At 38.9% G+C, this 22,317-nt stretch carries 25 protein-coding genes and 1 riboswitch; of the genes, 17 read left to right on the top strand and 8 right to left on the bottom strand.

Translation table 11 applies throughout. From position 1 onward, the window contains the following. Window positions 1–17 precede the first annotated feature (17 nt). Window positions 18–1,673, bottom strand: a complete 1,656-nt coding sequence (locus ACFQZ9_RS08420) for an FAD-binding dehydrogenase (protein ID WP_198309770.1) — start codon at window positions 1,671–1,673, stop codon at window positions 18–20. A 234-nt stretch (window positions 1,674–1,907) separates the two neighbouring features. On the opposite strand from ACFQZ9_RS08420, the gene ACFQZ9_RS08425 reads away from it, so the two are divergent. Next, window positions 1,908–2,135 carry a hypothetical protein gene (locus ACFQZ9_RS08425; RefSeq protein ID WP_498943245.1) on the top strand — a complete coding sequence of 76 codons (228 nt, stop codon included), beginning with the start codon at window positions 1,908–1,910 and terminating at the stop codon, window positions 2,133–2,135. A 62-nt stretch (window positions 2,136–2,197) separates the two neighbouring features. Here ACFQZ9_RS08425 and ACFQZ9_RS08430 read toward each other — a convergent pair whose 3' ends face one another. Both ACFQZ9_RS08430 and ACFQZ9_RS08435 read right to left on the bottom strand, forming a co-directional pair. Further along, window positions 2,198–2,719 carry a GrpB family protein gene (locus ACFQZ9_RS08430; RefSeq protein WP_498943247.1) on the bottom strand — a complete coding sequence of 174 codons (522 nt, stop codon included), beginning with the start codon at window positions 2,717–2,719 and terminating at the stop codon, window positions 2,198–2,200. A 28-nt stretch (window positions 2,720–2,747) separates the two neighbouring features. Then, window positions 2,748–3,665 carry a DNA-3-methyladenine glycosylase family protein gene (locus tag ACFQZ9_RS08435; RefSeq protein ID WP_498943249.1) on the bottom strand — a complete coding sequence of 306 codons (918 nt, stop codon included), beginning with the start codon at window positions 3,663–3,665 and terminating at the stop codon, window positions 2,748–2,750. A gap of 128 nt (window positions 3,666–3,793) precedes the next feature. Between ACFQZ9_RS08435 and ACFQZ9_RS08440 the strand changes: the two genes are divergently transcribed. From ACFQZ9_RS08440 to clpP, 8 genes are all read left to right on the top strand, one after another. Next, window positions 3,794–4,399, top strand: coding sequence for a bifunctional transcriptional activator/DNA repair enzyme AdaA (locus tag ACFQZ9_RS08440; RefSeq protein WP_498943251.1), 606 nt, complete (start codon window positions 3,794–3,796; stop codon window positions 4,397–4,399). Next, window positions 4,392–4,913, top strand: coding sequence for a methylated-DNA--[protein]-cysteine S-methyltransferase (locus ACFQZ9_RS08445; RefSeq protein ID WP_498943609.1), 522 nt, complete (start codon window positions 4,392–4,394; stop codon window positions 4,911–4,913). The genes ACFQZ9_RS08440 and ACFQZ9_RS08445 overlap by 8 nt, the downstream gene beginning before the upstream one ends. After that, window positions 4,910–5,623 (top strand): 2OG-Fe(II) oxygenase, encoded by a 714-nt coding sequence (locus tag ACFQZ9_RS08450; RefSeq protein ID WP_498943253.1) that lies wholly within the window; start codon window positions 4,910–4,912, stop codon window positions 5,621–5,623. The genes ACFQZ9_RS08445 and ACFQZ9_RS08450 overlap by 4 nt, the downstream gene beginning before the upstream one ends. Further along, window positions 5,610–6,431 carry an SPL family radical SAM protein gene (locus ACFQZ9_RS08455; RefSeq protein ID WP_198309776.1) on the top strand — a complete coding sequence of 274 codons (822 nt, stop codon included), beginning with the start codon at window positions 5,610–5,612 and terminating at the stop codon, window positions 6,429–6,431. Before ACFQZ9_RS08450 ends, ACFQZ9_RS08455 begins: the two co-directional genes overlap by 14 nt. A 46-nt stretch (window positions 6,432–6,477) precedes the next feature. Then, window positions 6,478–7,056 carry a uracil-DNA glycosylase gene (locus tag ACFQZ9_RS08460; protein ID WP_498943255.1) on the top strand — a complete coding sequence of 193 codons (579 nt, stop codon included), beginning with the start codon at window positions 6,478–6,480 and terminating at the stop codon, window positions 7,054–7,056. 90 nt (window positions 7,057–7,146) lie between these two features. Beyond that, entirely contained in the window at window positions 7,147–7,707 is a 561-nt protein-coding gene (locus ACFQZ9_RS08465) for a sugar O-acetyltransferase (RefSeq protein ID WP_498943257.1), read from the top strand. A gap of 110 nt (window positions 7,708–7,817) precedes the next feature. Further along, the gene (locus ACFQZ9_RS08470; protein WP_498943259.1) at window positions 7,818–8,507 is read left to right on the top strand and encodes a sigma-70 family RNA polymerase sigma factor; all 690 of its coding nucleotides are present in this window, start codon (window positions 7,818–7,820) and stop codon (window positions 8,505–8,507) included. Between the two features lie 28 nt (window positions 8,508–8,535). Next, on the top strand, window positions 8,536–9,117 hold the full coding sequence (clpP, locus tag ACFQZ9_RS08475) for an ATP-dependent Clp endopeptidase proteolytic subunit ClpP (protein WP_198309780.1): 582 nt from the start codon (window positions 8,536–8,538) through the stop codon (window positions 9,115–9,117). A 109-nt stretch (window positions 9,118–9,226) separates the two neighbouring features. On the opposite strand, the gene ACFQZ9_RS08480 is transcribed toward clpP, so the two are convergent. Continuing rightward, window positions 9,227–10,009 (bottom strand): GNAT family N-acetyltransferase, encoded by a 783-nt coding sequence (locus ACFQZ9_RS08480; protein WP_498943261.1) that lies wholly within the window; start codon window positions 10,007–10,009, stop codon window positions 9,227–9,229. A gap of 170 nt (window positions 10,010–10,179) precedes the next feature. Beyond that, the gene (locus tag ACFQZ9_RS08485) at window positions 10,180–10,461 is read right to left on the bottom strand and encodes a hypothetical protein (RefSeq protein WP_498943263.1); all 282 of its coding nucleotides are present in this window, start codon (window positions 10,459–10,461) and stop codon (window positions 10,180–10,182) included. Between the two features lie 135 nt (window positions 10,462–10,596). Here ACFQZ9_RS08485 and ACFQZ9_RS08490 point away from each other — a divergent pair, with 135 nt between their 5' ends. Beyond that, window positions 10,597–11,055 carry a GNAT family N-acetyltransferase gene (locus ACFQZ9_RS08490; RefSeq protein ID WP_198309783.1) on the top strand — a complete coding sequence of 153 codons (459 nt, stop codon included), beginning with the start codon at window positions 10,597–10,599 and terminating at the stop codon, window positions 11,053–11,055. A gap of 40 nt (window positions 11,056–11,095) precedes the next feature. On the opposite strand, the gene ACFQZ9_RS08495 is transcribed toward ACFQZ9_RS08490, so the two are convergent. Then, entirely contained in the window at window positions 11,096–11,272 is a 177-nt protein-coding gene (locus tag ACFQZ9_RS08495) for a hypothetical protein (protein ID WP_197031431.1), read from the bottom strand. Between the two features lie 310 nt (window positions 11,273–11,582). Between ACFQZ9_RS08495 and ACFQZ9_RS08500 the strand changes: the two genes are divergently transcribed. The 4 genes from ACFQZ9_RS08500 to ACFQZ9_RS08515 all read left to right on the top strand — a co-directional run bounded on the left by ACFQZ9_RS08500 (window position 11,583) and on the right by ACFQZ9_RS08515 (window position 15,656). Then, window positions 11,583–12,359 carry a sulfite exporter TauE/SafE family protein gene (locus ACFQZ9_RS08500; RefSeq protein ID WP_498943266.1) on the top strand — a complete coding sequence of 259 codons (777 nt, stop codon included), beginning with the start codon at window positions 11,583–11,585 and terminating at the stop codon, window positions 12,357–12,359. Window positions 12,360–12,565: 206 nt separating this feature from the next. Then, complete coding sequence (gene cysK, locus ACFQZ9_RS08505) at window positions 12,566–13,489, top strand: cysteine synthase A (protein WP_198309785.1); 924 nt, start codon at window positions 12,566–12,568, stop codon at window positions 13,487–13,489. A gap of 403 nt (window positions 13,490–13,892) precedes the next feature. Further along, window positions 13,893–14,456 carry a TlpA disulfide reductase family protein gene (locus ACFQZ9_RS08510; protein WP_498943268.1) on the top strand — a complete coding sequence of 188 codons (564 nt, stop codon included), beginning with the start codon at window positions 13,893–13,895 and terminating at the stop codon, window positions 14,454–14,456. A 216-nt stretch (window positions 14,457–14,672) separates the two neighbouring features. Beyond that, the gene (locus tag ACFQZ9_RS08515) at window positions 14,673–15,656 is read left to right on the top strand and encodes a hypothetical protein (RefSeq protein ID WP_498943269.1); all 984 of its coding nucleotides are present in this window, start codon (window positions 14,673–14,675) and stop codon (window positions 15,654–15,656) included. 57 nt (window positions 15,657–15,713) lie between these two features. On the opposite strand, the gene ACFQZ9_RS08520 is transcribed toward ACFQZ9_RS08515, so the two are convergent. After that, window positions 15,714–16,388: a potassium channel family protein gene (locus tag ACFQZ9_RS08520; protein ID WP_198309787.1), complete on the bottom strand. Its 675-nt coding sequence runs from the start codon at window positions 16,386–16,388 to the stop codon at window positions 15,714–15,716. 156 nt (window positions 16,389–16,544) lie between these two features. Next, window positions 16,545–16,725, bottom strand: a riboswitch (cyclic di-AMP (ydaO/yuaA leader). Between the two features lie 137 nt (window positions 16,726–16,862). On the opposite strand from ACFQZ9_RS08520, the gene ACFQZ9_RS08525 reads away from it, so the two are divergent. After that, window positions 16,863–17,918, top strand: coding sequence for a sulfite oxidase (locus ACFQZ9_RS08525; protein ID WP_498943271.1), 1,056 nt, complete (start codon window positions 16,863–16,865; stop codon window positions 17,916–17,918). A 47-nt stretch (window positions 17,919–17,965) separates the two neighbouring features. On the opposite strand, the gene ACFQZ9_RS08530 is transcribed toward ACFQZ9_RS08525, so the two are convergent. Next, window positions 17,966–19,270: a divalent metal cation transporter gene (locus ACFQZ9_RS08530; RefSeq protein ID WP_498943273.1), complete on the bottom strand. Its 1,305-nt coding sequence runs from the start codon at window positions 19,268–19,270 to the stop codon at window positions 17,966–17,968. A gap of 295 nt (window positions 19,271–19,565) precedes the next feature. Here ACFQZ9_RS08530 and coaW point away from each other — a divergent pair, with 295 nt between their 5' ends. After that, window positions 19,566–20,357, top strand: coding sequence for a type II pantothenate kinase (gene coaW / locus ACFQZ9_RS08535; RefSeq protein WP_498943610.1), 792 nt, complete (start codon window positions 19,566–19,568; stop codon window positions 20,355–20,357). A 70-nt stretch (window positions 20,358–20,427) separates the two neighbouring features. Continuing rightward, window positions 20,428–22,311: a selenocysteine-specific translation elongation factor gene (gene selB / locus ACFQZ9_RS08540; RefSeq protein WP_498943275.1), complete on the top strand. Its 1,884-nt coding sequence runs from the start codon at window positions 20,428–20,430 to the stop codon at window positions 22,309–22,311. Window positions 22,312–22,317 lie beyond the last annotated feature (6 nt).

The raw sequence follows: 22,317 nt of genomic DNA on the forward strand, positions 1-22,317 counted from the left end.
ATTCAGCTGCTTTTTTTCTATTTTAATTCTTTTGCTAAGGCACGCCCCGCCTGCCTACCTGTAAAAAGACATCCACCGACAAAAGTTCCTTCCAACGAACGATACCCATGAATTCCTCCGCCGCCAAACCCCGAAACCTCTCCTGCTGCATAAAGTCCTGGGACAGGAATACCCGAAGCAGTAAGAACACGACCCGATAAATCCGTCTGCAAGCCGCCAAGTGTTTTTCGGCTAAGGATATTAAGACGAACGGCAATTAACGGTCCCATTTTCGGGTCAAGGATTTTGTGAGGGGATGCAACTCGTATTAGCTTATCGCCAAGATAATTCCGAGCACCGCGTAAGGCTGTTATTTGCAAATCCTTTGTAAATGTATTATCCATTTCACGGTCTCTGGCTAGAATCTGCCTTTCAATTTCTTCATATTTAAGCAAATTCGTTCCCGTAAGTTTGTTCATTCCGGAAACTAGTTCAGGCAATGTATTTGACACTACAAAATCTTCACCCTTATCCATGAACGCTTTGACCGGTGGAGTAGGGCCTGGAAGGACACGGGATAAAACTTTTTTGATACTCTTTTCAGTCAAATCGGGATTTTGTTCAGAGCCAGATAGTGCAAACTCTTTTTCAATGATTTTCTGAGTCAAAATAAACCACGAGTAATCATATCCTGTTTTCATAATGGCTTCCAGTGTTCCTAATGTGTCGAATCCAGGGAAGTTTGGTGCCGGAAAACGCCTGCCGGTTGCATCAAGCCAAATGGAGGAAGGGCCGGGTAGAATCCGAATTCCATGCATCGGCCAAACTGAATTCCAGTTTTTAATGCCTTCCGTATAATGCCACATCCGATCTCGATTGACAATTCTTCCGCCAGCATTTTCTGTGATAGCAAGCATTCTGCCGTCCACATGCTCCGGAACACCGGAAATCATGCTTTTTGGTGCATTTCCAAGCCGGGACGGCCAATTTTTGCGAATCAGCTCATGGTTGCCGCCAATACCGCCGCTCGTTACGACTACTGCTTGTGATTGAAACTCAAAATTTCCAACAACCTCACGAGAGCTTGCTTCACCACGGGCGACAGAGCTAGGAACAAGGGTATCACCACGAACTCCATTCACTATACCATTTACGGTGATTAATTCATTAACGCGGTGTCGCGGACGGTAGTCGACAAGTCCAGCCTTCATCGCTTTCCGAACTCGTTCTTCAAAAGGTTTTACTAACCCTGGGCCCGTTCCCCAGACAATATGGAACCGCGGTACGGAGTTTCCATGTCCCTCGGCAAGATATCCTCCTCGTTCCGCCCAGCCAACTACTGGGAAAAATCGGACTCCCATATCGTATAGCCATTGCCGTTTTTCTCCTGCTGCAAAGTCAACATAAGCTTCCGCCCATTTCATCCCCCAATAATCTTCATCCTCCAACCGGTCAAATCCAGCTGCTCCTAACCAATCCTGCCAGGCAAGCTCGCGGGAATCCTTGATTCCCATTCTCCGTTGTTCGGGTGAATCAACTAGAAATAACCCGCCAAACGACCACCATGCCTGACCTCCAAGGGATGCTTCTGGTTCTTGGTCTAATAAGAGTACTTTTTTACCAGCAGATGCAAGTTCAGTTGTTGTAACTAAACCAGCGAGACCGGCACCTACTACAATTACATCATATCTCATAGCTTACCCACTTTCGATATAGTTTGGCTAAATTATATTATCTGAATATTATTTATAGTTAGAATATACCATTTTAGTACTATTATAAAAAGGGAGTGTAGTTGTTTATTGAAAAAGTTGAGGGCACAATACATACCATAATGAAATACTCTTTCCTATAATTTCCATGTGAAAGGAGATTGTAATCCTTTTAGAGAATATAATTCTATAAAGATTCAAAGGAGCGTGTTGGTCGTGAAAAAAATTCACGAAACGCAATCGACTGAGGAATTCCATGATGTTGAAAAAGAGAAAATTTATACGCCAATTGAAGATTTGCAACGAATTACAGCGGGCGGAGTTTTTAAACGGAATCATTTAAAAGCAAAAACTCTTCCAAAGGGTATTAAATGGATTGGTTATTTACTTGCCGGGTTCATCATTGTTTCGGGAGTGTTAATCTTTGTTTTAAATTTATTATAAAAAAAGCACAACACAAAAATGGCTTTGAGTCTATTATGCAATTTTTGTGTTGATGGTTAGGTTTAATCGTAATGCGATTTTTCCGAATACCACCTGAGTGCTTGCTGTTCCATTTCTTTCACGAATCCTCTTTTGGCCGCGCTATATTCTCTGGTATGCTCGCAACGTTGGGCCACCTCTTCTTTGAAACGACTGTACCTAGCTGCTTCTTCAGGATGAGATCGTAGGTAATCGCGAAAAATTAAATGGCGTTCAATTTGAGGGTTATCGGATTGGTAAAAGTGGATATGATGCGTCCTGTTGTCCCCGCCTTTTCGAAATAATCTTCTCCCTGAAATTCCCCATTCCCCAGCAACATCGTAGCCTAAAGAATCCATTTTATTGTTGAATAAATCTATTTTTTCAATGTCTTTTACAATACACATCATATCGATCACAGGTTTTGCCTTCATGCCTTGCACGGAGGTGCTCCCAAAATGCTCAAATTTAATGATCTGATCCGAAAAAATAGTTTTTAGTAATTGAGCCTCCGATTGAAACATTTCTGCCCAGTTTTCGCTAAAGTCTGAAAGTCTAATTTTCAACTAGATTCCTCCTTTTGTGAACCTATCCTTAATATAGAATCCTCCACAAATAGAAAGTTGCATAGGCCTCCCAGCCGGTCCAGTTCGCAGCTAAATGTGAAATTTCATTTTTTGTTGGTTTTTTATCTGTACATAATAAATGTTTAATCGCATTATGCAGACCAACATCATCAATCGGAAAAGCCTCAGGAAACCGTAAACAGCGCATCAGGACATAATTGGCCGTCCATGGTCCAATTCCGCGTATGCTAACTAACATTTTTTCCGCACCTTTTAAATTTCCAGTATTTAATAAAATTTCTTTTGTTAATTTTCCCTCGACCATTAAATTAGCTACATCAATCAAATACTCGCATTTCTTTACAGTCATCCGTAACTCGAGTAACTCTTCTACACTTAAATGAGCAATGACAGAAGGTGTAGGGAAAAGCCAATAAGATTCACCTTCAAATTCCACACACCTCCCAAATTTTTCAACAAGTCGCCTTTTTAAAGTATAAGCAAAAGTCAAATTAATTTGCTGGCCAAGGATGCCCCAGCAAAGCGCTTCAAAAAGATCAGGAATCCCCATAATCCGTAATCCATAAAACGAATCGGCTGTCTCTTTTAACAAGGAATCTTTTTTTGCCATCTTATAAAACGGTACCAAATCTCTCTCTAAATCAAACCACTCCCACACATAGTGGGCCACAGCCGTTCGGGTCAATTTACTTGGAGGGGCTGAATTTCCTAAAAAACGGATAACTAAGTTATCTTCTGCATCCGCATGTATTTCAATAATGGGAATCTCCTTTCCAACAGATACAGCCTTATAGATCCTTTCGTCCTTTATCACATACATACATTCAATCGAGGATCTCGTTAAGTAATTTAGATTTTCTTTAAAATTAAATTCCTTTGGAGTAAACAAGGTTAGTTCATGCTCATGGTCTTTCCAATTAATCAAAGTAAAACCTCCAATTTTTAAAAAATCCCTAATCTATTTTTAACATGAAAATGATTTCAATATCTTGCTATTCCATTTAAAATTCTGTAAATATGTCTTTCAGTGAAGGTATACTATTTTCAGAGGTGATGGAAATGAAAATAGGGAAAGGTACCGAAGAACTGACTGAAGAAAAATGGCAGGCGATTCTACTCAATGATGCCAATTACAATCATCAATTTTTCTATGCCGTGAAAAGTACGGGTATATTTTGCAAGCCATCCTGCAAATCAAGACCTCCAAAAAAGGAAAATGTTCTTATTTTTAAACATGCGGAAGAGGCCCTGACCGCTCATTTCCGTCCGTGCAAACGCTGTAAACCAACGGGTGAACGGCTACCTAACCATGAATGGATTACCCAGATCACTCAATATATTGAAGAAAGCTATTCTGAAAAACTAACACTAAAAATATTAGCTGATGCTTGTCATGGCAGCCCCTACCATTTGCATCGGACTTTTAAGAGATTAACAGGAGTGACGCCCATAGAATATATTCAGGAAACAAGGATAAGGAATGCGAGAAACTATCTAAGCCAATCCAATAAAACGATTGGTGAAATTGCCTTATTAGTTGGATTGCCTAATATACCGTATTTTATTACGTTGTTTAAAAAGAAAACCGGACTAACCCCTACTGAATATCGGCAGCAACATTGGAATAAGGAGGTGTCAAAAAGTGAGCCCAATGACTAAACCAACAATCTACTGGACATTAATGAAACATGATGATTGGACCCTTTATATTGCTGCAACCCCAAAAGGGCTGTGTTTTGTTGGTTCGCAAAATCATCCATTTGAAGAACTTTCAATATGGGCGGAAAAACGTTTTCCAGGCAGCCCATTGGTTCAGAATGATAAAAAATTACAGCCTTATGTAAAGGAAATAACAGAGTATTTACAAGGTAACCGCACAAAATTTACTGTACCAATGGATTTTCATGGAACACCATTTCAGGTCTCTATCTGGAATGCCCTATGTGAAATACCATTTGGAGAAACCAGGACCTATTCAGAAATTGCAAATCATATCCAAAAACCGAGTGCCGTCCGAGCTGTAGGTACCGCTATTGGCGCTAATCCGGTGCTAATTACCGTTCCATGCCATAGGGTCATTGGAAAAAATGGTTCACTTACCGGGTATCGTGGTGGATTGGAAATGAAAAAACATCTGCTTACGATTGAACGGGAAGGCAGGAGGAAAAAATGACTAAAAGTATCAAAGAACGCATTTTGGAATTAGATTGGGGAAAGATTCAATCAACTTTAGATGAGCAGGGCTACACACCACTTCCCGTTATTTTAGAAAAAGAAGAATGTAATGAAATAATGAATACCTATGATCAAGAAAGCTACTTTCGAAGCACAATTAATATGGCTAGATACCGTTTTGGTGTCGGTGAGTATAAATATTATCAATCTCCGCTGCCTGCCCCGCTTCAACAGCTTCGTGAAGGAATTTATCCGGAGCTTGCAAAAACATCAAACCGCTGGAATGCTCAGCTAAGGCGTGATGTTAATTATCCTCCGTCCCTGGATAACTTTCTTGAACAATGTCACAAACAGGGACAGCTTCGTTCCACCCCATTAATTTTAAAATATGAATCTGGTGGATACAACTGTCTTCATCAGGATTTATACGGTGATGTCTTTTTCCCTTTTCAAGTCGTATTTGCCTTGAATCAAAAAGAGGTAGATTATACTGGAGGGGAGTTCCTCTTAGTGGAACAGCGCCCAAGAGCACAAAGCCGAGGCCATGTTATAACCTTAGAACAAGGTGCGGGATTAATTTTTCCAACAAACAACCGACCTGTAATTGGAACAAAGGGATACTATCGAACAACCTTAAAGCACGGAGTCAGTACCATTACTTCGGGAACTAGATTTACACTGGGGATTATTTTTCATGACGCAAAGTGAGCTTTCTTATAAAAATCCGAAAACGCTGTTAAACAAGGGGACGGGGTATCTTAGTGGATATACGCATTCCCTGAATCCATATACAGGCTGTTCCTTTGCATGTTCCTATTGCTATGTCCGGCAAATGCCGGTTTCGCTTTTTCGAAAAAAAGAGTGGGGTACATGGGTGGATATCAAGCAGGGTGCTGCCGATTTACTTCTTAAAGAACTAAGAAGAGAAAAGGGTAAAGGAAGGGTTACGATCTTCATGTCCTCGGCCACTGACCCCTATCAGCCGATTGAGTATAAGGAAAAAATAACGAGATCCTTGCTGGAAGTCCTGGCCTTTGAACCGCCTGATTTTTTACTGGTGCAAACAAGGAGTCCGCTTGTTTGCAGAGATATAGACCTTCTACTTCAATTAGAAGACAGAGTACGGGTCAGTATGACGATTGAAACGGATTTAGAAGAGATTCGCAAACATTTTACACCTCATGCTCCGCCGATCAGTGCAAGATTAAAAACGCTCGCGCAACTAAAAAATGCAGGGATTCCAACACAGGCAACGATTGCACCGGTTTTACCAAGCAGTGAATGGTTTCCAGAAAAATTAAAATCATTAGTCAATCGGGTTTGTATCGATGATTTTTTTATGGGAGACGGCAGCGGCGGTAAACGGACGAAGCGGCTGGGGATTCAACAGATATATGAGAATTTGGATTTAACAGAATGGTACGGGCCAGCAGCATATCGGTTGGTCTATGAAAGGTTAAAGTCATTTTTTTCTGAAGATCAGATTTTAATCAGTCAGAAAGGTTTTGAACCATAATGAAAATGGGACACTAATATGTATTACATATTATGGAGGGAACCCTATGACAAATTTCTGTCCATCACTCTGGCCCGAAGAACCAACTCCTGAACAGCTAAAGGATTGCGGAAAATGCGGCCTTATACAGCATGGCTCGCGGATGGTCTGGGGGGAAGGGAATCCTAAGGCCCCGATTATGGTGATTCTTGATAACCCGGGAGCACGTGAGGACCGAGAAGGAGCCCCCTTTGTTTGCGGGACACGGCAAGCTTTACAAGAGGCAGTCCATCAGGTCGGCTTGGACAAGGATGATTTGTACATTTCCTATATTTTAAAAAGAAAACCCGTACGTGCTTACGATAAAGAACGAACTCGCGAAATCTGTATGGGCCACTTAAAAGAGCAGCTTCAAGTAAAACATCCTGCTTTTATTGTGTGTTTAGGAAATGTTGCAGTTCAATCTTTTTTTCAAGATCCTGAAGTAGATGTAAAAAGCTTACGGGGCAAGATGCATCAAGTTCAAGGATTTCAAACAGCGGTAGGGTACCATCCATTAGCAGTAAGACGCCGCCCAAACCTTTGGACCATGTTTATTGGGGATTGGACCTTTATCGCTGACCAGTATCGAAGAATTGAGTTGTGAATATTTCGCAACTCTTTTTTTGTCTTTTCATTGGACTGTATGCTGACGGAATATTACAATAAATAAAAATTCCGTTTAAGGAGAATTTGGATGAAAACAGAAAAAGAAAAGATGCTAGATGGAGAACTGTATAACCCGGCCGACCCGGTATTAGTAAAGGATCGCGAAAATGCACGAAGACTAATCCGTTTATTTAATCAATCACTTGAGACGGAGGCAGGAAAAAGAACTGACATATTAAAAGAACTCTTTGGTTCCACAGGTGAAAATATATTTGTTGAGCCGAATTTAAGATGTGATTATGGTTCTAACCTCCATGTAGGAGAAAACTTTTATGCAAATTTCGATTGTGTATTTTTAGATGTATGTGAAATTCGAATCGGTGTTAACTGCTTCATTGCTCCGGGTGTTCATATTTACACGGCCACACATCCAATCCATCCGATAGAGAGAACTTCGGTGAACGAATACGGAAAACCAGTCACGATTGGTGATAATGTCTGGGTTGGAGGAAAATCTGTGATTAATCCTGGTGTAACCATTGGCAATAACGTGGTAATCGCGTCCGGTTCGGTTGTCACAAAAAACATCCCTGACAATGTTGTCGTTGGCGGCAATCCTGCAAAAATTATTAAACAGATTGAATTATAAAAATAAAATCAAAATTGGTGGATTAATACATAAAATAAATTACTTACCCCGTATCTTTTTAGCTCCCTTGAAACGTTTAAAGGATAGAGAGTGCTAAAGGAGTGAACACAATGTTAAACCGTTTAAATTCGTGTCCAGCAGAAAATGAGGAAGAGTCTATATGGCTTGAATATTATCCAAAACTTCAGCGGTATTGCCACTTTCTTGCCCAAAATCAATGGGATGGTGACGATATTGCCCAAGAGACCATTTTGAAGGCATTAAAGCATTACACCCTTGATGAAAAAATGTCTTCTGCTTTATTAAATAAAATGGCTTACAATCATTGGATTGACCAGATTCGTAAAAGGAAAAATGAATCGATTGAGGCAGAAGTCGAGCTTAATAACGAAGAGACCAGAAGTCAGTTAGACAATATTATGGCTACTGTCGACATCATGCTAAGGCAGTTTACTCCGAAGCAGGCAGTCATTTTTTTGCTTAAGGAAGGTTTTCAATATCAGCTCAAGGAAATTGCTGAGCTTTTAAATACTACCGAAATGGCTGTGAAAGCGAATCTTCATCGGTCGAAGCAGCGCTTAGAAAAAGCGAAAGAAGAGGGAACAGCAGAAAAATATTGGAATGAAGAGGAGCGAGAGGTGCTTTCAGAGCTTTTTTATGAAGCTTTGAAGCTTCAAGATCCAACCGTTCTAATTGAAACGGTTCCTCAAATAAAAAGTGTTGTTGATTCGCCTAAACTTGTTTCTTTACCTTTAAAACAAACTCACTCTCCTTTAAGCACTCTCTGTATGGCTGCTTAGCCAATAACGCTTTTAAGGAGGAGTTTATATGAGTACGATTCCATATGTAATAGAACAATCCAACCGTGGGGAACGGTCCTATGATATTTATTCACGCTTGCTAAAGGATCGGATTATCATCATCGGTGATGAGATTAATGATCAAGTTGCTAACAGTGTAGTAGCACAATTATTATTTTTAGCAGCTGATGCTCCTGATAAAGAAATTTCTCTTTATATCAACAGTCCCGGCGGTTCGACTTCAGCTGGATTTGCGATCTTTGATACAATGCAATATATTAAACCGGATATTCGGACGATTTGCACAGGAATGGCGGCGTCGTTTGGAGCGATGCTGCTGCTCGCGGGAACAAAAGGAAAAAGGTATGCACTTCCAAACAGCGAGATCATGATTCATCAACCTTTGGGGGGAGCCCGGGGGCAGGCAACCGAAATCGAGATTTCCGCACGCCGCATCTTGAAATTAAGGGAGCATGTGAATAAAATTATTTCGGATTGTACCGGTCAGCCGGTTGAGAAAGTAGCAAGGGATACGGACCGCGATTTTTTCATGAGCGCAGACGAGGCAAAAGAATATGGGATTATTGATGAGATTCTTTATCCGAAATAATGCGGTGTTAAAATGCTTGGATTGCTTTTTGATCCAAGCATTTTTCTGTTTAGAAAGTTGATGATGGCCAAAACGCATCCACGGGGAAAATGTCCTTCATCGGTTCCTATCACTCTCTTAATTCCGCAATACTCTTTCCACCCAAAAATGCATGTCCAGTTTTCATTTTCGTAACCGTTTGAAAGCCATACTTTTGATACACTTTCTCCACCTTTTCATTGATGGGAAACACCCAAAGGTTTTCTAGTCCCTTTTTAGCGACCTCTAGCTGAATATAGTTAATAAGTTCACCAATTAATCCTTTACCCCGAAATTCTTCTAATGTAGCAACACTTTCCATACGGGCCTGATTTCCACTTGCAAAAATACAAGCAGTTGAGCAAGCCGACCCATTATAACGGAGTAAATAATGTTCAAAATTAGGATGATTAAATTCAACCTCAAACGCTTTTTCTCTAACCGCTTTGCCACCCAATTCCTTAATACTGCATTCTATATGTAGTGCTTCTGCAAAATTATCATTTGTTACCAATTCAATCGTTACATTCTCGTTAGGTTCTTTTTCCACAATCATATGATCCCACAATTGTACAGGACTGCATAATTCCTCAAAGCCAAAATGATTTAGTTTTAATTGGGATATTAAATTTTGTTGGGCCTCTATATTATAAATATAGAACCTCGGAATAATATTTCTAGATTGATAGAAACTGATTACTTCATCAATAATTAATTTTGGCTTTTCGCAAACTTGATCAATATGAGCATGATTTGCATCATAATAAACAGGTTGATTTTCATTACAAAATAAAGCTCCCCAATTGGTATCCGTACGGGTAGTAAAGGTCTCCAAATAGGCAAAGTCTAACTTGAATAAATCTTGTAAATTCATTTAAAAACCTCCGTTTTAGAATTCCTGATAGTACTAGTTTTACATTTATATGATTTTGAACATATTCCATGATTTGTTATTATTATACAATAAGTTTGTCCAATAAAAGTTTTTTAATTTAATAAACACAGGTAGTTCCCAAAAGACTACCTGTGTTTTGCTGCTCATAATCATTTTTCACGGTTGCCAGGCTTGTAGGTACCATGACCATGATGGACCCCATATCCAGGATAGTAACCAGTATGTCCGTGATGATACCCATAACCAGGATAATAACCACCATGCCCGTGATGATATCCATACCCAGGATAATAACCGCCATGTCCATGATGGTAACCATGCCCAGGATAATAACCACCGTGACCGTGATGGTAGCCTGTACCAGGATAATATCCTCCATGCCCGTGGTAATAGGCAGAACCAGGAACAGTTCGAGAGTTTTCTTTTTCCAAATTTATTCTCCTCCTTTGTTACTTTCAAATAGTGTATGTTTATAGCTGGAGTAATGAGTGGATGCTTGACCTGTTTTTAATGTAAGGTTGTATAAAAGGTAAAAATGAGAAATTTTTTAAGGAGAATTTTCACTTATGATTAAAAAAATTAATTTTCTTGATATGAATCTTGTAAAAGAATTATTTCAACTCCAAAGAGCCTCCTATCTAATTGAGGCTGAGTTAATCAATTTCTACGAAATACCTCCACTAAAGGAGACTTTTGAGGAATTATTGGAATCAAATGAAACTTTTTTAGGTTATTTTGAAGGAGAGGAGCTAGCAGGAGCACTATCATACGAACTCAAAGGGGATGAATTCACGATTTGCAGAATGATTGTTCATCCCATGTATTTTCGAAAGGGGATTGCCCAAAATTTATTATCCTATCTGGAGAAAGACAAAAAAGAAATTCCGATTTTTAAAGTATCAACTGGCAGAGATAATACACCAGCTAAAAACCTTTACTTAAAAAATGGTTATCAGTTGGTTCAGGACATTGAAGTAGTCCCAGGCTTGTTTATCAGTACCTTTGAAAAAAGAAGGGTAGATTAGAAATGAAAACAACCCTGCACATATCTGCTGGGTTGTTGTGTTAAGAAACCTTATGGCTTTCAATATAGGTTTCAAAAGCTGGATGAAATTCTTTTTGATAATGTTGATCGGGACAGGATTTAATGACAATCCCTTTTAAAGTTTTTGATTGATGAGTTTCTAATATTTTATTGCACTTAGGGCAACGATCAATAAATAGATTTTTAAAAAACCCCATACTCAACCTCCTAATCCGTTAATTCCTATGTCTATACTATGAATTATACAATATTATCGCAATTTTACAATAGATATTGCTCTTTTTTATAGTATGGATGGTAAGAAGGATTTGTGAATAAAAAATTGAAGTTGACAATATACCTATACGGGTATATTGTTGAGCTTGTAAATTGTCTCTTTTTTATCGGATGTTTAATACCTGTGTGGGTATTTGAGTCCCTGAAATTTTATTTTTTTAAATTCTTAACAAACACCTGTTAAAATTAAGGGAGCAGAAATGTGGGAAGTACCATTAAAAGGAGGGCAACATGGCGATTAGCTTAATCATTACAATCTTCCTAATTGGAATAGTAGGCTCCTTTATTTCAGGGATGTTAGGAATAGGTGGAGCGATCATTAACTACCCAATGTTGTTATATATTCCAGTAGCAATTGGGGTAGGGCATTTTACAGCACATGAAGTTTCAGGTATTACAGCTATCCAGGTTTTTTTTGCAACTATTTTCGGTGTTTTGGCTTACCGTAAAGGTGGATTTCTAAATAAAACGCTCATTACCTATATGGGAGTTAGTATCCTGATTGGCAGTTTTATCGGGGGATTCGGATCTACTCATTTGCCGGAAAGTGGAATTAATATCGTGTATGGAATTTTAGCATTAATTGCTGTTATGATGATGTTCGTTCCAAAAAGAGGAATTGATAACATCCCTTTAGAAGATGTCAAATTTAACAAATGGCTTGCAGCCCTTTTTGCCTTCATCGTAGGAATTGGCGCAGGTGTTGTGGGAGCTGGAGGTGCATTCTTGTTAGTACCCATTATGCTGGTAGTTTTAAAAATCCCAACTCGAATGACGATTGCCTCTTCCTTAGCCATTACATTTATTTCATCAATAGGTGCTGTTTCCGGAAAAATTTCTACTGGACAAGTGGAAATCCTGCCTTCACTCATTATGGTTGCAGCCAGTTTAATTGCTTCGCCAATAGGAGCGAATGTTGGGAAACGTGTGAATACAAAAGTTTTGCAAATTATTATGGGGATTTTAATCTTAGTAACAGCAGTGAAAACTTGGATGACCATTTTATAAGAAAAGTTATAGACTATGCTAAAGATGCAGATGTAACCCTTACATTTTAATGTGAATGAAAGAAATAGGTTTATTTTAATGGAATAGTAATAATTTAAAAGAAAGGCGGAGCTGATTCTTCTTTTCTAAAACTTCGTTATTTGAAATATGGAGAGCAAAAGCTTATAATTCCAATAGAAATATACTGAATGAAACGGAGTGCTATTATGAAACTACATAATTCTATTTTAGAGCTGATTGGTCATACCCCAATCGTAAAGTTAAATAATTTGGCGGACCCAAACGGTGCTTCTGTTTACATTAAATTGGAATCCTTTAATCCCGGAGGTAGTGTAAAAGACCGTGCTGCTTTTAATATGATAAAGGTAGCCGAAGAAGAGGGGAAAATTATTCCTGGTAAAACCGTTATTATTGAGCCAACATCGGGAAATACCGGAATTGGTTTAGCGATGGTTTGTGCCGCCAGGAAGTACCGTTGTATCATTACTATGCCGAATAATGCAACAGAAGAGAGAATTAAAATTCTAAAAGCTTATGGTGCAGAAGTGCATTTAACTTCATCTGAACATGGCATGCGTGGAGCGATTGAAGAAGCTTACCGGATTGCGGAAGAGATTCCTGATTATTTTATTCCGATGCAATTTGAAAACAGTGCCAATTCAGATGCTCATCGGGATACAACAGCGATTGAAATCTACGAGGCATTTAAGGGGAAATTAGATGCTTTTATTTGTACGGCTGGCACAGGCGGTACTGTTACTGGCACGGGTGAAGTGCTAAAAGAAAAAATACCAAATCTAAAGATTTACGTGGTTGAACCTGCTGGGTCGCCCGTTTTATCCGGAGGACGACCTGGCCCGCATAAAATCCCTGGGACGGGCCCAGGCTTTATACCGAAAATTTTAAATCAATCTATTTATGATAAAATTTTATTAATTGAGGATCAGGATGCCCAGAACATTGCACGCCGTTTGGCTGCCGAGGAAGGAATTTTAGTAGGCGCCTCAGGAGCAGCTTCTATCTATTATGCTTTAGAAATTGCCAAGAAACTTCCTTCTGATGCAAATGTCTTAGGATTGGCACCGGACACAGGTGAACGTTACTTATCATCTGATTTATTTCCAATTTAAATAGTAGGAAAATTGTTTTAAAAAAGCTGCTTTACATTAGGCAGCTTTTTTCTTTTTTTATTGGCACTGTTAAACGTGGATGTTGATCTCCGCTCCTGGCGCGAGCGGTTGGTGGACGGTCAGAGAAGGCTCCTCATGCCAAGTGATCCCAATTGGTTCTTTTGCTATTTTGCTTAAATGGTTATTACTAGGACTGGTCATACTAATTGGAGTAATCATTATAAAATTTAGGTTGATGAAATCACAAAATAGCGAGATGAATAAAAAAGTCTTCGATTTACTATCAATAGTCTATTTTTAGGATTTATAATTTGGAAAGTCTGTCTGTTACTTCTTGAACCGTCAATAATAATAAAGATAAGTGCTATTTAATCTGCTTTTGCAACTTAAAGGAGTGGAATTAGTGAAAAAAATACTTGTAGTAATCGGTTTAATGTGTTTATTCGGTTGGGGAATTTACAATCATTTCTTTTCATCTAATGAACCAAACCAAAATAAACAGGAGGCTCAAGCTGTTAGCAGCAAAACAGTAAATGCGGGTATACAAGAAAGGGACAGCGCAGTTGATTTTCAATTAAAGAGCTTAACAGGGAAAGTGGTAAAACTTTCAGATTTGAAAGGAAAGAAAGTAATTTTAAATTTTTGGGCAACTTGGTGCCCGCCATGTAAAGCGGAAATGCCCCATATGCAAGAATTTTATCATGCTCAAAAAGGAAAAAATGTAGAAATTTTAGCTGTGAATTTGACTACAGCAGAAAGAAATTCAAGTAATATTAGTAAGTTTGTAAAGGATTACGGTTTAACTTTTCCAGTATTACTTGATGTTAAAGGGAAAATCGGGGAAACCTATCAGACTTTCACGATTCCAACGAGTTATATCATTGATACAAAAGGTATCATTAGAAAGAAAATTATCGGTCCGATGGATCAGGAAATGATGACCGAATTAATTAACAGTATTGATTAAAAGTAGTGTTACGATGAAAAATCGGGGGGAAATCAATTCTTATAGTTGATAAAGATCACGATATACGGAATTTAATTAAAAATGAACTCGAAATCGCAGCTTTCAAGTATTAGAAGCAACCAATGCATCAGGAGCAAAAAACTTATTTTTTCTTAAATGTAAAAAAGTTTGGTACAATCAAAGTTATGATGCAAAACAGGAGAGGGAAGCCTTAGGATGGATGAATCAAAATTGTATGCCTATTGTTTACAAGGAGATGTAATCGCAGCATATAAATATCTCCGTTCAGTTCCAGATAAAAATGCTAAATTTCTAAAACTGGAATCGAAATATTATCAACGTTTTTTTAGTGAAAATCCGAATGATCGTTTTAAATCAGAGGATCCGTGGATCCAAAAGGTTCTTTCTGTCTATTTCGAATACTTCAGGTCGGTGTTAACGCATAAAAGTGTGATTTATTCAGAAAATCGACTAAGGCGTTCACTTTCGGATTTAATTTATGGTCATCAACAAGATGAGGAATTGGACCGATTGGAGAAGCAATTATCGATCCAATTTAAAGAAAAAGGGTATGAGTTTGTTGGTGGGGTAACACCGCCATATAGGGGCCCATATATTTGGAAAACAACTGATAAAGAAAATTTTACAGTCGAACTGCCACACCATACCCAAAAAGTAACGGTTTATTTTTTGTCAGATTTTATTTTACAAAGCTGGGCCCATTATGCTACATTTGGTGAAAAATTCGCAGGTGGCTGGGCAAAACCAGATGGACTTTACTATGTAGCGGATCGTCCGGAGCATAAGAAGGAGAATCATGAATGCAGAGAATTTCAAATCAGTTATTTGAAGCACGAGGCCCAGCATTTCAGTGATTTTTCCCGTTTCCCTCATCTTCAGGCTAAGGATTTAGAATACCGTGCAAAGCTGGTTGAATTAATTTACGAACCAAATTCATTTAAACTTATAAATAAATTTTTTTATGAAAAGAAAAATGATCCGTTTCTACCGCATTCCTATTCTTCTTTGGTCATTTTAAAAAGATTATCGGAACTTGCATTTGGAGTAGAGGAGATTCCTAGTTTAGAAAAATGGGAGAAATTAAGTTCAGACCGAATTCGGGAATGGGCACTAGGTTTGTACGAGGAAAATACGGCTAAGCTTATGGAAAATGGTAATCAAATCAGGGGAATTATTTAGTAAAAAAAGAGCTTGCGGATCAATTGTTTTTAAGCGATCCTAGCTCTTTTTCCTTTTTTATATGATAAAAAGTGCTTTTTCAGTTTTCGTTTCAAATTTCTTTAAAAGTTTCTTTTCACCAAGGACAACAAGAGTATCACCAGGATTGATCTTATCATCTGGAAATGGTGAGATGTTCATCTTTCCGTCACTTTTAATGGCGATAACACTTAATTGGTATTTTGCCCGAATATCCAATTCACGAAGGCTTTTTCCTATCATGAATGAAGAGGCAACAATTTCTTCTATTTTATATTCATCGGATAGTTCAATAAAATCAAGGACATTAGGTGACAAAAGATTCTTAGCAATTCGGATGCCTGTTTCTCGTTCAGGTAAAACGACCCGATCAGCCCCGACCTGAGTAAGAACTTTTGCATGCTGATTTGTAACAGCCTTTGCTATAACTTGTATGGCCCCTAATTCTTTTAAAATCATGACAGTTAAAATACTTGCTTGAATATCGTCTCCTATGGCTACCACAACCACATCCATGTTTCGAAGACCCAGCTCTTTTATTACCCTCTCATCTGTTGTGTCTGCAACTACTGCATGTGTTGAGAAATCTGAATTTTCTTGAATCCTTTTCTCGTTTTTATCAATAACTAAAACTTCAGCACCTTCTTTAAATAACTCAGCTGAAAGACTCGAACCAAAGCGGCCCATCCCGATTACTGCAAACTGTTTAGTCATATGTAAGACCTCTCCCGAAAAACATTATTTAAAAGTTTGATAGTGTAGGTTTTTTCATAAACCACCTAAAAAATAAAAAAGCCACGGAAGAGAGAAATCTCCTCGTGGCGGCTTTTGGGCATCATGAAATAAACATGCTGCTTGCACGATTTAAATGATATCTCTTCAGTACGCTTACGAGGTTAGCTGACGGATTCGGATGTAAGAGTCACCCTACTTAAAAAGACAAGCATCAGAATAGAAATATCTTTTTAAGATTCACCCCATAGAAAAGTTTTTGTAAGACTTTTCAATGATGGTTCCCCCGTTCCCAATTGGAACTCAGCGATTCAAAAAATTAAATTACGAATCATATCTTACTCCCTCTATTTGAATTTGTAAATACTCTAAAGTAAACTCATTCGTTAGGTCTTCTTTTTTGTGGATTTTTTCATATGAATGAAGTAAAAAATTTTATTTTTAGAGAGGAGATTTATGCAAAAATCACAAAAACCATATTTGATTACGAGAAACATAGACCCCGAGAATCAAGAAACACCAATTCATTTTATCCATAAAGATTTTGTGCGTGAAAATCTGTTTTATCGGAGAAACCATTTTTCTTACCCGAATTTTGTATCTTCCTTTTATTGGTTTCATGTTGATGGCTCTGTACATTATCATAGAACATTTTCACTGCAGGAAATTCAAGTATTGCCATCCAAAACAGTAAAGACTGTACTTGAATGCGCGGGGAATAAGAGGGGATTTTTTAAACCAAAAGTATTTGGCGAGCAGTGGCAAAAAGGGGCAATCAGTCAAGGTATCTGGAAGGGTGTCTCATTAAGAACATTGCTCGGGTACACGGGTGTAATGGAAACAGCTAGAGAAGTAGTTTTTGAGGGATATGACTTTGGCATACGAACAGACTTGAACGAACTTACTTATTTTAGTAGGAGTTTGCCGATTGAAAAAGCACTGCATACCGATACCTTAATTGCCTATGAGTATAATGGAAAGCCGATTCCTTTTAAGCACGGGTTTCCTCTGAGGTTAATTGTCCCGGAATGGTATGCGATGGCCTCGGTAAAATGGATTAAAAAGATCACCGTGATTGACCATGAATTTAAAGGCCCTTTTCAGGCGGTTGATTATGTCTATTACCCCAAAAAGGATTCAGATGAGGGAAAATTACCGGTGACAACAATGAAAATAAACTCAACGATTCAACAGCCAATGGACCGGCAAATTCTTAATACAGGAGTTCATATTATTGCAGGAATTGCCTGGACTGGGAGAGGGTTGATCACGAAAATTGAAGTGAGTGTAGACGGGGGGATGACTTGGAGCCTTGCTGATTTGGTGCAATCACCGGAAAAGTATGCTTGGGTTCGTTGGGAATATAAGTGGGAGGTGCTTGAAAAAGGAGAGTACACCATCCTTTCGAGGGCTCTGGAATTAGAAGGCGGCGAGCAGCCAAAGGAAGCGGTGTGGAACCGTAAGGGGTATGGTTATAATGCAATCGATACGATTAAGGTGAAAATTGAATAATGGACAAATAAGAAAGTAAAAAAGCACACAAACTGTGTGCTTTACTTTTATCCAAAAAATGTCTGAACAATTAACCAGCAGTTTAACCCTAAAATCACGATAGCAAAAATCGTTGATAGAATCGTAGTTATTCGTTTATTCGTTAACACACCCATTAATTCCTTCTTCTGGGTGAAGTAGATGAGCGCAATAATCGGACAAGGTAGAACAATACTTAGAACCACCTGACTGATGACAAGTGTCCTTGTTGGGTCAACCCCGATAGCAACGATAATAAAGGTTGGAAGCATCGTAACCAATCGTCGAATCCATAATGGAATCGTAAATCCAACAAAACCTTGCATAATAACCTGACCAGCCATCGTTCCCACTACAGAGCTTGAAACACCGGAAGCAAGTAATGAAATCAAGAATACACTTGCTGCGGCCGAACCAAGCAGCGGTGTTAAGGTATGGTAGGCTGTGGTAAGATCCGCAATATGACTGTTTCCAGTCGTGTTAAAGACGGATGCAGCCATATACATCATTGCTAAGTTGACAAATCCGGCAAGCGTCATGGCAATCATGATTTCTTTCGTACTAAACTTTTGAATTTTGATTTTTTCCATATCATTTCGTGGCACAATTCGATTTTGCGTCAGGCTTGAGTGCAAATAGATTGCATGCGGCATGACCGTTGCGCCGATTACACCAACTGCCAGTATAATACTTTCTTTGTTGCCAAGCCACGGTGTTACACTATGGTAGGCAATTAGGCCAAGATCCGGTTTGGAAATGACGGTTTCAACTAAATAACATAAGCCGATAAGAACAGCAAATGCGGCAATGAATTTTTCTAACGGACGGAATCCGAATTTTTCTAACATTAAAATAAGATAGGTGACAATACCAACGATAATCGTTGCATATAGCATTGGGATACCGGCAAGTAAATTTAGTGCTAGGGTTGCACCTAAGAATTCAGCAAGGTCGGTAGCCATTGCAGCCAGTTCTGAAACAACCCACATGCCGTAGGTCAGCCATTTCGGCATATGGTCCCGGCAAACCTCCGGAAGACTTCTGCCAGTAGCAATTCCTAATTTTGCTGACATATTTTGCAGCAACATGGCCATCAAGTTAGCTAAAACGATTACCCAAAGCATTTTATAACCAAAGCTCGCACCGCTTTGAATATTGGTTGCGAAATTTCCTGGATCCACATAGGCTATGGAGGCAATAAATGCAGGTCCGAGAAACGGAAGCAATGCACGGATGCCTTTAACCTTTCCATTAATGGCATCTCTTGCGGCTGAAACCGTTCGGCTTTCTGCAGCCCGAGCCCTCTGAACAGTAACTGAATCTGTTTGGCTCATAAGACACCATCCTTTCTTTAAGTTTATTTTTCGTTATACCAAGGTTTGTTCGTTCGTCAATAAAAGTTTCCCTAGTGCAAATTTTATATATCCCTATTATATAAAATTTTGAAAAATTTGTGTACGCTTTTGCTTGAAAAAATATTTGAATTCTAAAAAAGGGCATTTGACTATTAGGGAAAAAGAGAAAACGAGGCATTATATACCCTAAGGTTTATGAGAGGTGGGAAGGGAATCCAAGTGAATTGTCAAATACATAATGAAAAGCAACACAAAAGGAGTGTTTAGTTTGAAGGTGGGAATAGATGCAGGCGGCTCGTTGATTAAGATTGCGTATCAGGAAAAAAATAGAATGCATTATAAAAGGTTTCCAATTTTTGAGATGGAAATTGCTATAGCTTGGTTGAAAATCGTTGCACCAAATGTAAAAGCTGCTTTGACCGGTGGAAAAGCACATATAATTCAACAAGATTTTTTTCCAGATGAAATCATCATTCCGGAATTTCTAGCAACGTGTGAGGGAGCAAAGTTACTTTTACAAGAGGAAGGGGAAAAATGGGAGGATCCCTTTCTATTAGTCAATATTGGAACTGGAACATCTTGGCACGTTGTGAAGGGGAATAAGTATGAACGGATTCTTGGAAGTGGAATAGGGGGAGGAACCTTTACAGGGCTTGGTTCGTTGTTAACGAAAGTGGAGGATTTTCAAGAGCTGACAATCCTAGCAAATGAAGGTGATAAAAGCAAAGTGGATTTACTGGTGAGGGATATTTATGAATCGGCTGAACCACCGATTGATGGGAACCTCACAGCAGCAAATTTTGCAAAAGGGAAAAAGGTGAAGCATACAGATGCAGACCAAATGGCGGCCCTTTCAAATATGATCACGGAAACAATTGTATTATTAACGCTTCAGGCCGCGGCCATTCATCAAGTAAATCAAGTGGTCTTTATCGGAAGCACATTGGTCGGGAACCAATCGTTACGAAAAGGACTTGAATTTTACATGAACAGGCTAGGACTTACGGGAGTGTTTTTAAAGAAGGGTGAATACTGCGGGGCAGTCGGGGCTTACTTTTCTGTCTGAAAATGTTCGCTTGAACAATTTAACCATTAAAGCTACAGTAAAGGTGAGAACAAAAAAGTAGGTGGCATGCTTGGAAAAAAGGTATTTTACAATTGGGATGGCGGGGCATATTGATCATGGGAAAACATCCTTGACAAAGGCCCTCACGAATGTCGATACCGACCGCTTAAAGGAAGAAAAAGAACGTCAAATCTCAATCGAACTTGGATTTGCTCCATTATATGAAGATGATGAAATACAAATATCAGTGATAGATGTGCCAGGACATGAGCGGTTTATTCGGCAAATGATTGCCGGGGTTGCCGGAATTGACCTGGTGGTGCTCGTCGTGGCGGCTGATGAAGGCGTCATGCCGCAAACAAGTGAACATCTGGAAATTCTTCGTTTCCTTGGAATTAAAAACGGGATTATTGCTATTACTAAAATTGACCGTGTAGAAGAGGAATTCATTGAACTGGTCAAGGATGACATTTTAGGTGAACTTACAGGAACTGTATTTGAAGATGCACCATTCGTTCTAGTGGACAGTCTTTCTAAAAAAGGAATTGAAGAAATAAAGGAATTAATCATTAAAACTTTAAAGGAAAAAGAAATGCGTGATGCCAAGGGGGCTTTTCGTCTGCCGATTGACCAGGTTTTCTCTGTAAAAGGTCAGGGTACGGTCATAAGAGGTACTGTATATGAAGGGACGGTTGAAGAAGGACAGACATTAAAAGTTTTGCCTGCAGGGCTTGATGTCAAGGCTAGGCAAATTCAGGTCCATCACCAGCCGGCACAAAAAGCCTTTGCTGGTCAAAGGGCAGCCATTAATCTTTCCGGGGTTGCAAAGGAAGACATCGAACGAGGCGATGTCCTAGTATCATCCGAACATTTTATCGTGTCAAAAATAGTGGATGTTGCAATACGGGTTGTAGAAGACCTTGAGCACATTGTCAAACAGCGTATGCCTATTAAGCTTCACATTGGAACTTCAGAGGTAATGGGGAGAATTGTCTTTTTTGACCGAAATGTGCTTGATGAGGAGACGGATGAAATTCTTTGCCAGCTTAGGTTGGAAGAAGAAATTCTCACGAAACGAGGAGACCGCTTTATTCTTCGCAGGCCAAGCCCAGCGGAGACGATCGGCGGGGGCTGGGTTATTGACCCTCGAGGAGATAAATATAAATTCGGAAATCAGACGATTGAAGAGTTGGAGAAGAAAAAGGCAGGTTCCCCGAAAGAGCGAATCTTTACAGCTTTAATGGAAGCAAGAAGTCTTTCCATTACAGAACTAATTAAGCGAACTGCACTTGACGAAGTGAAGTTAACGGAGCAATTAAAGGATGAAGAATTTATTTTATATAATGGTAAAGAGTATACAATGATGACGATTATCCATTCAATCGAAGAGGATATCTATGACCGCTTACAGGACTATCAGCAGCGGCACACAATGAAACCCGGAATGAATAAAGCAGAGTTGTTTCAAACCATACAAAGAGGAATACCGAAAGCGTTATTGGAGTTCGTGCTCGATAACGGTATTAATAATGGAGTTTTTAAACGAAAAGATCAATTTGTTTCTATTTCTAGTTTTATTCCGCATGTGCCAAAGAACTGGAAAAAGCGTTCAGAAAATATGCTTGAAGCATTGAAAAAAGATGGATTAAAGGTTCGTAATCTGAAAGATTATTTTTCGGCTGCAGGTATTCCTGAATCGTTGGAAGTGGACTTAGAGCGTTTCTTGGAAGAAAAGAAATTAATTGTTTCGTTGGATGAACAAATAGCGTATGCCGGGGAGGTATTCAATGCAGCAGTGGAAAAACTTCGCAGCGGTACTGGTGGGGAGTTTGAAGTTGGAAATGCAAAGGAAATTTTAGATCTTTCTCGAAAATACATGATTCCGTTTTTAGAAAAATTAGACTCAATGGGGCTTACAAACAGAGTTGAAAATAAACGTATTTGGGTGAAGTGAAAAAAG

It is taken from the genome of Neobacillus sp. GCM10027624 (assembly GCF_042675345.1).
Taxonomy (GTDB): domain Bacteria; phylum Bacillota; class Bacilli; order Bacillales; family Cytobacillaceae; genus Neobacillus; species Neobacillus cucumis_D.